Consider the following 13810-nt stretch of genomic DNA (forward strand, 5'->3'; position numbering starts at 1 on the left):
GACATCGACCGTTCGGAAACCGCAGGAGTGCGACGTTTGAACCCATCGCGTCATGAAATCTGCGTCGTCGGCGGCGGGCTCGCCGGTGCCAGCGCGGCGCTGGCCTTCGCTCAGGCTGGCTTCGACACGGTCCAGATCGCCGCCCCGTCGCGCACGGACGGCCGCTCGACCGCGCTGATCGGTCCGTCCATTCGGTTCCTCGAGCGGCTCGGCGTCCTGCCTGCTCTGGAGGGACGGGCGCAGCCGATGTTCGCCATGCGGCTGGTGGACGACACGGGCCGTCTGCTGCGCGCTGCGACGGTGGAGTTTCGTGCCGCCGAGATCGGCCTTCCCTATTTCGGGCTGAACGTCCTCAACGCGGACCTCCTCGAGACCCTTCGTGTGCAAGGCGACGTCTACTCCGACCGCCTTCTGCGCATCGACGAACCGGTTGTCTCGGTCGATCTGGACAAGGACCACGCCACCGTCGTCACCGAAAGCGGGCGTTCGATCGTCTGCCGACTTTTGGTTGGCTCCGACGGGCGCAACTCCGTGGTTCGGACGGCCATGCAAGCGCCCGTCCGCGCCTGGAGCTACCCGCAGGTGGCCCTCGTTCTGAACTTCGGGCATCAGAAGGGGCACGATGGCGTCTCGACCGAATTCCACACGGTGACGGGGCCCTTCACGCAGGTTCCCCTGCCCGGTCACCGATCCTCGCTCGTATGGGTGGAGACGCCGGAGAATGCCGATCGGCTGAAGGCGTTGCCCACGGAGCGGCTTTCGGAAGAGGTCGAACGCCGACTGCACTCGATCCTTGGAGCCGTGACGGTCGAGGATCCGGTCCAGAGCTTCCCCCTGTCGGGAGCGAGTGTCGGCCGGCTCGCGGCTCGGCGTTGCGCGTTGGTCGGCGAAGCCGCCCACGTTTTCCCGCCGATCGGCGCGCAGGGCCTCAACCTCGGCCTGCGCGACGTGGAAGCGCTTCTCGCGTGCGCCATGGAGCATCGCGACGATCCGGGTGGCGCCGGAATGCTGGCGGCATACGAGGCACGTCGGCGAACGGACGTCGCCACGCGCACGGCCGCCGTCGATCTCCTCAACCGCTCGCTGCTGACCGGTTTCCTTCCGGTCCAGGCGCTGCGCGCCGTGGGGCTGGGCACGCTGGCGGCGGTCCCGGCGCTGCGCCATGCCTTGATGCGGGAAGGCGTCGAACCAGGGGCTGGTTTCGCTGGCGCCCTTGGGCGAGTGCGCACGCTCTTGCCGGGGCAGCGTGCTTCCGGGTAAGGCCGGAACATGAGTTCCCGCCAGTCCAAGACCGCCCGCTTTTCCATAGGTCAGATCGTTCGCCACCGGCTCTTTCCGTTCCGTGGCGTGATCTTCGACGTCGATCCCGAATTCGACAACACGGAGGAATGGTACGAGTCCATTCCCGAGGACATGCGGCCGCGGAAGGACCAGCCGTTCTATCATCTCTTCGCCGAGAACGCGGAAACCGAGTACGTCGCCTACGTATCGGAGCAGAACCTTCTCGCGGACGAGGAAGGCGGCCCGGTGCGCCATCCGCAGATCGCCGAGATATTCGACGGACCGGTGAACGGCGTCTATCTGCTCAAGGAGGCGAACCTCAACTGAGGCCCCGCCTCAAACGAAAACGGCGGCCCATCGACCGCCGTTTCCTCAATCTCATCCGCGCCGCGTCTTACTGCGCTGCGGTTTCCTTGGCCTTGGTCTGCGCGTCTTCGAAGCGCTGGCGGCGGGCTTCAGCCTGGCTCTGCAGGGCCTCGTTCAGCTGCTGCTGGCGCTGCGCCAGTTCGGGCTCGGCGCGAGCCGGACCGTCGTAGGCGCCGGTGAAGCCGGACAGCGTGATCGAGATCGGGTTGGGCTGACGCTGGAAGTTCACCGAGGTGACCTTCAGCGTAGTGCCCTTCTTCATCGAGTTGACGACCGCGTCGGACAGCTCGACCTCGGCAATGCACCGATCCGGGAAACACACGGAGTAGTTCAGCGTCTGCGGCTTGTTCTGGTCGATCTGAAGCTGGACGCCGGCCGGGATCACGCGGCCCGTCGGCACCACGGTCTGCAGAACCTTCTGCTTCACCTTGCCGTTGACGTTGATCAGGTTGACCGCGGTGATCAGCTGACGCGTGTCGGCGATCAGCGTGTACTGCGTGTTGCAGATTTCGTTGTCGCCCTGCTTGGAGCAGACCTTGAACCATTCGGCGGGGACCTGCTGGGCCTGGGCCATGGCGCCCGTGGCCGGAGCGGCAGCCAGAAGGGCGAGGCCGGCGATCGTGGCAGCGCGCTGGCGGGCGGAAAAGCGGGTTCTCACGGGTTGTGCATCCTTCGTTGGCGGAATGGCTCTGTCCGGTCGGCGCCTTCCATAGCGACCTGTGCGGTCGTCTGCAAATACGGCCGTTTGAAGACCTGCGCGAAGCTTGCGCCAGCCCAGCGAGAGGTAGGCAAGACTTTCGCATTTCGATAGTTTCCGGCTCGAAATGGATGGAGTGCCTGCGACCATGAGACTGCAACGGATGGCCTCGACCGGGCGAAACTGTCTGGCTTCCGCCGGTCTGTGCGTGCTGATCTCTGGGCTCAACCTGTCGGCTTCTCTGGCTGAGCCGAGCCATGCCATCGCGATGCAGGGCGAGCCGAAACTCTCCGCCGCCTTCGACCATTTCCCCTATGCCGAACCCTCCGCGCCGAAAGGCGGGCGGATGGTCTACGGCGTGTTCGGCGACTTCGACAATCTCAACCCCGTCAGCGTGCGGGGCGCCCTCACCACAGCGCGCGGCATCTTCGGGGACCAGGAATTCGGCAATCTCGTCTACGAGCCGCTGATGCAGCGCTCGATGGACGAAGCTTTCACGCTCTACCCATTGATCGCCAGGACAGTCGAGACCGACGACGAGCGCAGTTTCGTCGAGTTCCAGCTCGACCCCGCCGCACAATTCTCGGACGGGCGCCCGATCCGGCCGGAGGACGTGATCGCAACGGCCGATCTCCTGAAGGTGCAGGGAAGCGTCCGTCCGCAATATTCCAACTGGCTGTCGAAGGTCGCCAGGATCGAGCGCGTCGAGCCGAACGGGGTGCGCTTCACGTTTAACGATAAAGCCGACCGTGAACTGCCGTTGCTTCTCGCGGGGCTTCCGGTCCTGCCGGCGGATGCCTTCGACGCCACGACCATCACGCAAACCACGACGAAGCCGCCCATCGGCTCCGGCCCCTATCTGGTGGAGCGGGTCGAGCCTGGCCAACGCATCGTCTATCGCCGCAATCCTGATTATTGGGCGAAGGATCTGCCGACCAAACGCGGCATGGACAATCACGACCAGATCATCGTCGAGTACTACCGCGACCAGAACGCCCAGTTCGAGGCCTTCAAGAAAGGGCTCTCGTCCGTCTACCTCTATCAGCAGCCGAACCCGCGTCACTGGCGCACGGCCTATAACTTCCCTGCCGTCACCGAAGGAAAAGTCGTCAAGGACACGTTCGCCAACGGGCGTCCGGCCAATCTCAACGCCTTCTTCTTCAACGGCCGACGCCCGGTCTTCGCCGAACCCGAGGTTCGGCGCGCGCTCGGCATGGTGTTCGACTTCGAATGGGCGAACGCCAACCTGTTCTACGACACCTATACCCGCATGAGCGGCTATTTCGACAACAGCGAGCTATCGAGCATCGGCCGTCCGGCCGACACTTTGGAGCGCGACATCCTGGCGCCTTACGCCGCGAAGATCGACCCCGCGATCCTCGACGGCAGCTTCCGCCAGCCCGTCGCTGACGGAACGGGCGCCGACCGCAAGGTCTTGCGGGAGGCCTTCGACCTTCTTCAGTCGCAAGGCTTCAAGCTCGACGGCACGCGCATGGTCGCGCCGAACGGTTCGCCCCTCGCCTTCGAGATCCTCGTTCAGTCGACCGACCAGCAGCGCATCGCCCTCGCCTGGTCGCGCACCCTGTCGCGCATCGGCGTCGCCGCCACGGTGCGTCAGGTAGACGACGCGCAGTATCAAAAACGCAAGCAGAGCTTCGACTACGACGTCCTGATCTCCGCCTTCTCGGGCACGTTGTCGCCAGGCGCGGAGCAGATCAACCGCTGGGGCTCGTCCGCGGAAAACCGGCCGGGGTCCTTCAACTATGCCGGCGTCGCCGATCCCGGCGTGGACGCGCTGATCGAGCGGATGGTCGCGGCACGCTCGCGCGACGACTTCGTTTCGGCCGTGCGCGCCTACGACCGTCTTCTGATTTCCGGCTTCTACGTCGTGCCGCTCTACTATGTGCCGGAGCAGTGGATGGCGCGCTGGTCGAACGTCCATCATCCCGAGGTCACCCCGTTGACGGGCTACTACCTCCCCGCCTTCTGGATCTCGGACGAGAAGAGCTGAGAGTGCGCTGAGCCCGGCACCCACCATCGTCGTTCTCCGGATTGACCTGAGAACGACGACGGTGGGCAGATCGGCCCCTACGCTGCCTTCTTCAGCGTCTCGTCGGCGAACCGAGCCAGTTGCGTCGCGACCGAGGCAGCGCCGTTCAGCCGCTGCTCCGGTTTCGTCCAGTCGCGCATGAGAACGATGGACTGGTCGGCCCGGATCTTGGCGGCGACACCCTGTTCCGAGATGTAGCGCACCAGCGCCGCGGGGTTGGCGAAGGTCTTGTCGCGGAACTGGATGACGATGCCCTTCGGTCCGGCATCCAGCTTCTCGATGTTGGCTCGGCGGCACAGTGCCTTGATGAAGACCACCTTCAGAAGGTGCTCGACCTCGACCGGCATTGGACCGAACCGGTCGATCAGCTCCGCACCGAAAGCGTCGATCTCGCGGGCTTCGGTCAGATCCGCAAGGCGCCGGTAGAGCGTCATGCGAAGCTGGAGGTCCGGTACGTAGCCCTCCGGGATCATCACGGCGGTGCCGAGTGTGATCTGCGGCGACCAGTTGCCGTCGTTCTCGACCTCGATGCCCTTCATCTCGGCCACGGCTTCTTCCAGCATCTGCTGGTAGAGTTCGAAGCCGACCTCCTTGACGTGGCCGCTCTGCTCGTCGCCGAGAAGATTGCCGGCGCCGCGCTGGTCGAGGTCGTGGCTGGCAAGCTGGAAACCGGCGCCCAGCGTATCCAGCGACTGAAGCACCTTGAGGCGGCGGTCGGCGCCTGCCGTCGGGGTCTTGTTCGCAGGAATGGTCATCAGCGCATAGGCGCGCTGCTTGGAGCGGCCGACGCGCCCGCGCAGCTGGTAGAGCTGGGCCAGGCCGAACATATCGGCGCGATGAACGATCATCGTGTTGGCCGAGGGGATATCGAGACCCGACTCCACGATCGTCGTCGAGAGCAGGACGTCGTACTGTCCCTCATAGAAGGCGTTCATGATGTCGTCGAGCTCGCCGGGCGGCATCTGGCCGTGGGCGACGGCGACCTTCAGCTCGGGCACCTGTTCGTCCAGGAACTCCTTGATGCCGGCGAGGTCCGCAAGGCGCGGCGCGACGTAGAAGCTCTGGCCGCCGCGATAGCGCTCGCGCAAGAGCGTCTCGCGCACCACGAGCGGATCGAACGGCGCGACGAAGGTGCGCACCGCCATGCGGTCCACCGGCGCGGTGGTGATCAGCGAAAGCTCGCGCACCCCCGTCAGCGCCAGCTGCAGCGTGCGCGGGATGGGCGTCGCGGAAAGGGTCAGGACGTGGATGTCCGACTTCAGCTCCTTCAACCGCTCCTTGTGCTTGACGCCGAAGTGCTGCTCCTCGTCGATGATCAGGAGGCCGAGGTTCTTGAAATCCACCGCCTTGCCGAGCAGCGCGTGCGTGCCGACCACGATGTCGACCTGACCCTCTTTCAGCCCCTTCTTGGTCTCGTTCAGTTGCTTGGCGGTCACGAGGCGGGAAGCCTGCGCGAGATTCAAAGGCAGGCCGTGGAAGCGCTCCGCAAAGGTCTTGAAGTGCTGGCGCGCCAGAAGCGTCGTCGGCACCACGACTGCCACCTGAAGCCCGTTCATGGCGGCGATGAAGGCGGCGCGCAGCGCGACTTCCGTCTTGCCGAAGCCGACGTCGCCGCAGACCAGACGGTCCATCGGCTTGCCGGCCGACAGGTCGTCCGCCACCGCATCGATCGCGTTCTGCTGATCCTCGGTTTCCTCGTAGGGAAAACGCGCCTGGAACTCGCCCCAGAGACCGTCCGGCGGGTTGAGGACGGGGGCCCCACGCATCTGGCGTTCGGCCGCGATGCGGATGAGGCCGCCCGCCATGTCGAGAAGGCGCTTCTTCAGCTTGGCCTTGCGGGCCTGCCAGGCGCCGCCGCCGAGCTTGTCGAGGATCGCCTCCGATCCCTCGCCGCCGTAGCGCGACAGAAGCTCGATATTCTCGACCGGGAGGAACAACCGGTCCTCGTTGGCGTAGCGCAGCTCCAGGCAGTCGTGCGGCGCGCCCGCCGCCTCGATCTTGCGCAGGCCGACGAAGCGGGCGATTCCGTGGTCGACGTGAACGACGATGTCGCCCTCGTCGAGGCCCGTCACCTCAGAGATGAAGTCCGCGCCGCGCTTCTTCCTGCGCCCGCGTCGCACGAGGCGGTCGCCGAGAATATCCTGCTCGCCGACGATGGCGACGCGATCGGTCTCGAAGCCCGCCTCGATGCCGAGGACGGCCGTCGCCACGATGTTCTTTCCGACCTCCAGAGCCTTGCTGTAGCTCTCGACCGGCTTGATGTTGCCGAGCCCGTGCTCTTCCACGACCTGCGTCAGACGCTCGCGTGAGCCCTCCGACCAGGCGGCGAGGATGACCTGTTTCCCATCGGCCCGCAGGCGGGCGATGTGGTCGACGGCGACCTTGAAGACGTTGACATCCTCCGCCTGTCGCTCGGCCGCGAAGTTGCGGCTGCGGTGGACGTCGAGATTGACGACCTCCGTCTGGAAGCCGGCGTCGGTGATGGCATAGGCCGAGAGGCGCACGGGGTCGGCGCTCGCGATCCGGCCGTTCAACTCGTCCTCGGTGAGGTAGAGTTCCTGCGGCCCGAGCGGGTTGTAGGGCACCGAGTTGGCGCTGCCTTCCGCGATGCCGCGCCTGCGCGCCTCGTAGTAGTCGAGCACCAGCTTGCGCCGCTCGCCGATCGCCTCCACCACGAGGTGGTCGAGAACGATGGGGAAGCCTTCGACATAATCGAACAGCGTCTCGACGCTTTCGTAGAACAGCGGCAGCCAGTGCTCCATGCCGCTGAAACGGCGGCCGTCGCTGATCGAGGTGTAGAGCGCGTCGTCGCGCGAGGGCGCGCCGAACCGCCGGACGTAGTTGGTGCGGAAGCGCGAGATGGTCTCTTCGGTCAGCGTCACCTCGGAGACCGGCGCCAGCTCGAAGCTCTTGCGCTGGCCGGTCGTGCGCTGGCTCGCCGGATCGAAGCTGCGGATCGATTCCAGCGTGTCGCCGAAGAAGTCGAGCCGCAGGGGTTCCTCGTCGCCCGGCGCGAACAGGTCGAGAATGCCGCCGCGCACCGCGAAGTCGCCACGCTCGCGCACCGTCGTCTGTCGCTCGAAACCGCCGCGCTGGAGGACGCGCACGATGTGGTCCATGGAGATGCGACCGCTCGCCTTCGCCGAGATCGTCTCGTCCTGAAGAACCTGAAGCGGCGGCATCTTCTGCAGCATCGCGTTGGCGCTGGTCAGGATGATCGCCCGGTGCGGATCGCGCCGCAGCGCCCCGATGGCGGACATCGCCGAGAGACGCCGCGCGGCGGCCTCCGCGGATGGGCCGACGCGGTCGTAGGGAAGGCAGTCCCAGGCCGGGAGGGTCAGGACCGGCAGGTCGGGCGCGACGAAGCGCAGCGCGTCCTCGAGCTCGCCCATCCGGTTGCCGTCGCGCATGACGAAGACGATCGGCTTGTTGCCGCCGCGATGGCGCGCGATCTCGGCGAGCAGGAACGGCTCGTAGCCGTCCAGCACGTTGCCGATGCGGATGCCGCCGCCCTTCTTGAGCTGCTTCTGGAGAACCGCCGAGACGCTCACGACCGCGATTCCTCGCTCAGCTCGTAATAGGCGCGGATGCGCCGGAAGACCGGCGTATCGTAGTTGGCCGGCGTCTCCGCCGAGCCGGTCAGCCACGTGAAGAGGTCGCGGTCGGGCGCTTCCATCAGGTGCTCGAAGACGGTCAGCTCTTCGTCGTCCAGCCTATCGATTTCGGCATCGGCAAAACGGCCGAGCACGAGATCCATCTCGCGCGTGCCGCGATGCCAGCAGCGGAACAGCGCCTTGCGCCGACGCGGATCGAGGTCGGAGGAGGATCGTGTCGTACCCGTCATCGAGATCAGCCCGGTCTAGCAATGCCGCAGAGGCCGGACGCGCGGCGCACCCTGCCTGTTCGCCACCGATATAGGCTTCGAGCCGCGCAGTGTCAGCCTATGCGCGGCGGAGAACAGACGATAAACACCGCCCATGCGCCCTGCCGAACTCGATCCCCTCTTCGCCTCGGTCTCCACCGTTCCGGGTGTCGGCCCCAAGCTTTCCAAGCTTCTGGACGGCTTGGTCTCGCCGCCCGGCGCACAGGACGGTGCGAAGGTGCGCGACCTTCTGTTCCATCTGCCGAGCGGCGTCATCGACCGTCGGCGGCGCGAGGCGATCCGCGATGCTCCCGAGGGCGCACTGGTAACGCTGGAGGTTCGGATCGACCGCTACCAGTTCCCCTCGCGGGAGGCCCGAAACCAGCCGGCGCGTGTGATCGCGTTCGACACTACCGACGAGATCGCGCTCACGTATTTCCGTGCCCAGCCGCAATGGCTGGAGAAGCTCCTGCCGCTCGGCGAGACGTTGCTCGTGTCCGGCAAGGTGGACCGCTACAATGGCCGGGCGTCGATGATCCATCCCGACTTTGTCGGAAGGGCCGAGGATGCGGCCTCTCTGCCACTCGTGGAACCGGTCTATCCGCTGACCGCCGGCCTGTCGGGCAAGGTCCTTCGCCGGAGCGTCGACAGCGCCCTGGAGCGCCTGCCGGCACTTCCAGAATGGATCGAACCGGGCGTCTTCGCCCGCGAAGGCTTCCCCGGCTTCTCCGACGCTCTCCTGCAGCTGCACCGTCCCAACGATCCTGCAGACCTTGCACCGGCAAGGCCGGCTTATCGACGTCTCGCCTATGACGAACTTCTGGCCAGCCAGATGGCGCTCGCGCTTGCGCGCGAACGAGCACGGCGCAAGCCCGGGCGGTCCCTCGGCGGCGACGGCGCGGTTCGCCGGCAGGCAGAGGCTGCCCTGCCCTTCGCGCTCACCGAGGGCCAGCGGCAGGTCCTCGCCGAGATCCACGCCGACATGGCGAAGCCCGTCCGCATGCTTCGCCTGCTCCAGGGCGATGTGGGCGCCGGCAAGACGGTCGTCGCTCTTCTGGCGATTGCCGCCGCCAAGGAGTCCGGCGCACAGTCGGCGCTTCTGGCTCCGACGGAGATACTCGCGCGCCAGCACTTCGCCGGGCTCTCCCGCTTCTGCGAAGCGGCGGGTTTGTCGATCGTGCTCCTGACCGGGCGGGACAACGGCCGCGTGCGCACGGCCAAACTCGAGGCCATCGCCAACGGCGACGCGGACATCGTGGTCGGCACCCATGCCCTCTTCCAGGACGACGTCGACTATCACGACCTCGGCCTCGTGGTGGTGGACGAGCAGCACCGCTTCGGCGTCCACCAGCGCTTGAGCCTCACTCGCAAGGGGCGTGCGCCCGACCTCCTCGTGATGACCGCCACCCCCATCCCGCGCACGCTGGTGCTCGCCGCGTTCGGCGACATGGACGTCTCGCGCCTTCACGGAAAGCCGGCCGGCCGCAAGCCGATCACCACCGTCGCCATCCCCTTCGAGCGCATGGACGAGATCGTCTCGCGCGCCCGCCGGGCGATCGAGGAAGGCGACAAGCTCTACTGGGTCTGCCCGCTCGTCGAGGAAAGCGACAAGAGCGAGCTGACGGCGGCGGAAGAGCGGGCCGAGGTGCTGCGGCAGTTCTTCGGCGACCGGGTCGGCCTCGTCCACGGCCGGATGAGCGCCGAGGAGAAGGATCGCGCGATGGCGGACTTCAAGTCCGGCGTCACCCGCCTCGTGGTGGCGACGACCGTGATCGAGGTCGGCGTCGACGTACCCGACGCGTCCATCATCGTGATCGAGCATGCCGAGCGCTTCGGCCTGTCGCAGCTGCACCAGTTGCGCGGCCGCGTCGGACGGGGCGAGAAGGCTTCGTCCTGCGTCCTTCTCTACAAGGCGCCGCTCGGCGAAACGGCCAAGGCGCGTCTCGCCGTCATGCGCGAGAGCAACGACGGGTTCCGCATCGCGGAGGAGGATCTGCGGCTGCGGGGCGAAGGCGATCTCCTCGGCACGCGCCAGTCCGGCATGCAGACCTTCCGCATCGCTCGTCTGGACGAGCACGCCGACCTTCTGGAGATCGCGCGCGACGACGCGCGACTGCTTCTCGCGACCGACAAGGAACTGGCCTCGCCGCGCGGCCAGGCGATCCGCAACCTCCTCTACCTCTTCGGGAAGGACGATGCGGTTCGCCTGCTGCGCGCCGGTTGACCGGCGCTACTCGACGGTCACGGACTTGGCGAGGTTGCGAGGCTGATCGACGTCCGTGCCCATCTGCACGGCCGTATGGTAGGCCAGAAGCTGCAGCGGCACGCTGTAGACGATGGGGGTGAGGATCTCCGGCATCTGCGGCAGGAGGATCGTATGGGCGTTCACGCCCTTGCCGGCTTCCGCACCCCGTTCGTCGGTGAAGAGGATGATCCGCCCGCCGCGTGCGGCGACTTCCTGCATGTTGGAGACGGTCTTCTCGAACACGCGGTCGTACGGCGCGACGACGATCACCGGCATGGTCTCGTCGATCAGCGCGATCGGCCCGTGCTTCAGCTCACCCGCCGCATAACCTTCTGCGTGGATGTAGCTGATTTCCTTCAGCTTTAGCGCCCCCTCCATAGCCAGCGGGAAGGAGAATCCGCGCCCGAGGAACAGCGCATGGCGATAGGTCGCCATCTCGCGCGCCAGGGTCTCGATCTCCTGCTCCGCATGCAGCGCCGCGTTGATCATGCGCGGCGCCTCGGCCAGCGCCTGTGTCAGCTCCGCTTCCTGGTTCGCCGAAAGCACGCCGCGCTGGACGCCGGCCCGCACCGATAGTGCGGCGAGTGCCGTCAGCTGGCAGGTGAATGCCTTGGTCGAGGCGACGCCGATCTCCGGGCCCGCCAGCGTTGGCAGGGCTGCGTCGGCCTCCCGAGCGATGGTGGACCCTTGGACGTTGACGATTGCCGCCGTCTTCAGCCCCTCGGCCTTGGCGTAGCGCAGCGATGCCAGCGTATCGGCCGTCTCGCCGGACTGCGAAACGAACAGCGACAAGTCGACATCGCCGAGCGGGCTCTCGCGGTAGCGGAACTCCGACGCGACATCGAGGTCGCAGGCGATGCGTCCGTAGCGTTCGAAATAGTAGCGGCCGACCATGCCGGCGTAGAAGCCGGTGCCGCAGGCCGAGATCGCCATGCGGCGGACGTCGCTGAAGTCGAGCTCGGCGCCCGCGGGAATGCGCGTGCGGCCGGTGGTCATGTCCACGAAGGCTCCGAGCGTGTGCCCGATCACCTCGGGCTGCTCGTAGATTTCCTTCTGCATGAAGTGTCGGTGGTTGCCCTTGTCCACATAGTGCTGCTTGCCGACCGAGCGGCGGCGCGGGCGGTCCACCGGCTGGTTGTGGGCGTCGAAGATCTGCGCGCCCTCGCGCCCGATGACCGCCCAGTCGCCGTCCTCGAGATAGCTCACCTCGTCGGTGAAGGGCGACAGCGCGATGGCGTCTGAGCCGAGGAACATCTCGCCTTCACCGTAGCCGATCGCCAGCGGCGGGCCCGAACGCGCGGCCATGACGGTGGACGGATCGTCCTCGAACATGACGGCCAAGGCGTAGGCGCCCGTGATCGACTTCAGAAGCCGTTCCATCGCCTCGCGTCGGCCTGCGCCTTCGCGCCGGGAGCGAGCGAGGAGATGAGCGACGACCTCGGTGTCGGTCTGGCTGACGAAGGACGCACCGTCCGCCTGGAGGTCGCGCTTGAGCTCGGCGAAATTCTCGATGATGCCGTTATGGACGACGGCGATGCCGGTGGCGAAATGCGGGTGGGCATTGGTCTCGTTGGGCACGCCATGCGTCGCCCAACGCGTATGGCCGATGCCGATCGTGCCGCCGAGCGGGTCCTGCGCCAGCCGCGCTTCGAGATTGCGCAGCTTGCCCTCCGCGCGCCGCCGGTCCAGCGCACCGCCATCCAGCGTCGCGATACCCGCGGAATCATAGCCGCGATACTCCAGGCGCTTCAGCGCCTCGACGAGACGCAGGGCCACCGGCTCCTGGCTGACGATCCCGATGATGCCGCACATGCTTCGGTCTCCCGATTCGATCCCGATCGAGCGTTAGCACGACCTCGGGCAGCATCGGCTTAATACGTTCGTCAAACTTGATATCAGTCGATTTCGCTGGCCCTAAGTCCGTCCCGCTTTGCGAGCGGCGTTCCGGGCATTGATTTCGGCGCCCCGTCCCGGCTTCGTCACCTGCCGCGCCCGACCGACCGCGAGCGCTTCGTCCGGAACGTCCTCGGTCACAACGCTACCCGAGCCGACATAGGCCCCGTCCCCGATCACAACGGGGGCGACCAGCGACGAGTTGGATCCCACGAAGGCATCCGCGCCGATGGACGTGCGATACTTGTTGTAGCCGTCATAGTTGCAGGTGATCGTGCCGGCGCCGATGTTCGACCGCGGACCGACGGAGGCGTCTCCGAGATAGGTGAGGTGGTTGACCTTCGCGCCCGTGCCGAGCTTCGTGTTCTTGATCTCCACGAAGTTGCCGACCCGCGCCTTCGGCTCGATGTCGGTGCCGGGCCGAAGACGAGCGTATGGGCCGATCGCGACATCCGCTCCGATCCGTGCGCCCTCGACATGCGAAAAGGCGTGGATCACGGTTCCCGAGCCGACGCTGACGCCCGGTCCGAACACGACGTTCGGTTCGATCACCACATCAGCCTCGATCGCGGTATCGGCGGAGAAGAACACGGTCTGCGGTGCGATCAGCGTCACCCCGGCTGCCATCATCTCGGCCCGGCGCCGCTCCTGCCAAAGATGCTCCACCAAGGCGAGATCGCCCCGCGTGTTGACGCCGAGCGTTTCCGCTTCGTCCGCTAGGACGACACGAACGCCCAAGCCGTCGGCCCTCGCGATCTCGACGACGTCGGTGAGATAGAATTCGGCCTTGGCGTTGGCGTTGCCGACACGATCCAGAAGCGACAGGGCACGACGGCCGTCGAGCGCCATCACCCCGCTGTTGCACAAGCGCACGCGGCGCTCCTCGGGCGTCGCATCCTTGTCCTCGCGAATGGCGAGGAGTTCGGCGCCGTCCATCAGCAGCCGGCCATAGCCCGCCGGATCTGCCGCTTCGAAACCGACGACGCAGACGGCGGCGCCATCCGCAAGCTGGCGCCGCGCCTCGCTCAGCGTCGCCGCCGACAGAAGCGGTGTGTCTCCGAAGAGGACGAGCACATCGTCGTATCCTTCGGCAATGGCAGCGCGAGCGGCGACCACGGCATGGGCCGTTCCGAGGCGCTCGGTCTGCTCGAAGCATTGCACGCCATCGACCATTCCTCGGCCGAGAGCGGCGACGGCCTCGGCGTCCCGCCCGACCACGATCGCCACCGCGTCGGTGCCCGCTTCCGCGGCGCTGGCCAGCACGTGCGCCACGAGCGGACGCCCCGCGACCTCGTGCAGAACCTTTGTGCGTCGCGATTTCATGCGCGTGCCCTCGCCCGCGGCCAGCACGACGGAAAGACAGGTTCTGGTCATGGTTCAGTCTCCGCCCGACCTCGAATGGCCGGCATCAAGGGG

Annotated in this window: 9 protein-coding genes; 4 read left to right on the forward strand and 5 right to left on the reverse strand. The window is 66.6% G+C overall.

Features of this window, described 5'->3' with window-relative positions; translation table 11 throughout:
- The first annotated feature begins 36 nt into the window (after nucleotides 1–36).
- Both AUL34_RS16705 and hspQ read left to right on the forward strand, forming a co-directional pair.
- Nucleotides 37–1260: a UbiH/UbiF family hydroxylase gene (locus tag AUL34_RS16705; protein WP_061936106.1), complete on the forward strand. Its 1224-nt coding sequence runs from the start codon at nucleotides 37–39 to the stop codon at nucleotides 1258–1260.
- Between the two features lie 9 nt (nucleotides 1261–1269).
- Nucleotides 1270–1608: a heat shock protein HspQ gene (gene hspQ / locus AUL34_RS16710; RefSeq protein WP_061936109.1), complete on the forward strand. Its 339-nt coding sequence runs from the start codon at nucleotides 1270–1272 to the stop codon at nucleotides 1606–1608.
- Between the two features lie 67 nt (nucleotides 1609–1675).
- Here hspQ and AUL34_RS16715 read toward each other — a convergent pair whose 3' ends face one another.
- Nucleotides 1676–2221, reverse strand: a complete 546-nt coding sequence (locus AUL34_RS16715; protein ID WP_082653448.1) for an invasion associated locus B family protein — start codon at nucleotides 2219–2221, stop codon at nucleotides 1676–1678.
- 271 nt (nucleotides 2222–2492) lie between these two features.
- Between AUL34_RS16715 and AUL34_RS16720 the strand changes: the two genes are divergently transcribed.
- A complete protein-coding gene (locus AUL34_RS16720; RefSeq protein WP_061936115.1) occupies nucleotides 2493–4355 on the forward strand; it encodes an extracellular solute-binding protein in 1863 nt (620 codons plus the stop codon).
- A 77-nt stretch (nucleotides 4356–4432) separates the two neighbouring features.
- Here AUL34_RS16720 and mfd read toward each other — a convergent pair whose 3' ends face one another.
- Both mfd and AUL34_RS16730 read right to left on the reverse strand, forming a co-directional pair.
- Nucleotides 4433–7945, reverse strand: a complete 3513-nt coding sequence (mfd, locus tag AUL34_RS16725) for a transcription-repair coupling factor (RefSeq protein WP_061936118.1) — start codon at nucleotides 7943–7945, stop codon at nucleotides 4433–4435.
- Nucleotides 7942–8238, reverse strand: a complete 297-nt coding sequence (locus AUL34_RS16730; RefSeq protein ID WP_061936121.1) for a succinate dehydrogenase assembly factor 2 — start codon at nucleotides 8236–8238, stop codon at nucleotides 7942–7944. The genes mfd and AUL34_RS16730 overlap by 4 nt, the downstream gene beginning before the upstream one ends.
- A 133-nt stretch (nucleotides 8239–8371) precedes the next feature.
- On the opposite strand from AUL34_RS16730, the gene recG reads away from it, so the two are divergent.
- Entirely contained in the window at nucleotides 8372–10480 is a 2109-nt protein-coding gene (gene recG, locus AUL34_RS16735) for an ATP-dependent DNA helicase RecG (RefSeq protein ID WP_061936124.1), read from the forward strand.
- A gap of 6 nt (nucleotides 10481–10486) precedes the next feature.
- On the opposite strand, the gene glmS is transcribed toward recG, so the two are convergent.
- Both glmS and glmU read right to left on the reverse strand, forming a co-directional pair.
- Nucleotides 10487–12313: a glutamine--fructose-6-phosphate transaminase (isomerizing) gene (gene glmS, locus AUL34_RS16740; protein ID WP_061936126.1), complete on the reverse strand. Its 1827-nt coding sequence runs from the start codon at nucleotides 12311–12313 to the stop codon at nucleotides 10487–10489.
- A 102-nt stretch (nucleotides 12314–12415) separates the two neighbouring features.
- Nucleotides 12416–13768 carry a bifunctional UDP-N-acetylglucosamine diphosphorylase/glucosamine-1-phosphate N-acetyltransferase GlmU gene (gene glmU / locus AUL34_RS16745; protein WP_061936129.1) on the reverse strand — a complete coding sequence of 451 codons (1353 nt, stop codon included), beginning with the start codon at nucleotides 13766–13768 and terminating at the stop codon, nucleotides 12416–12418.
- Nucleotides 13769–13810: the final 42 nt, after the last annotated feature.

The organism is Aureimonas sp. AU22, from assembly GCF_001463745.1.
In the GTDB taxonomy this organism is placed as follows: Bacteria; Pseudomonadota; Alphaproteobacteria; order Rhizobiales; family Rhizobiaceae; genus Aureimonas.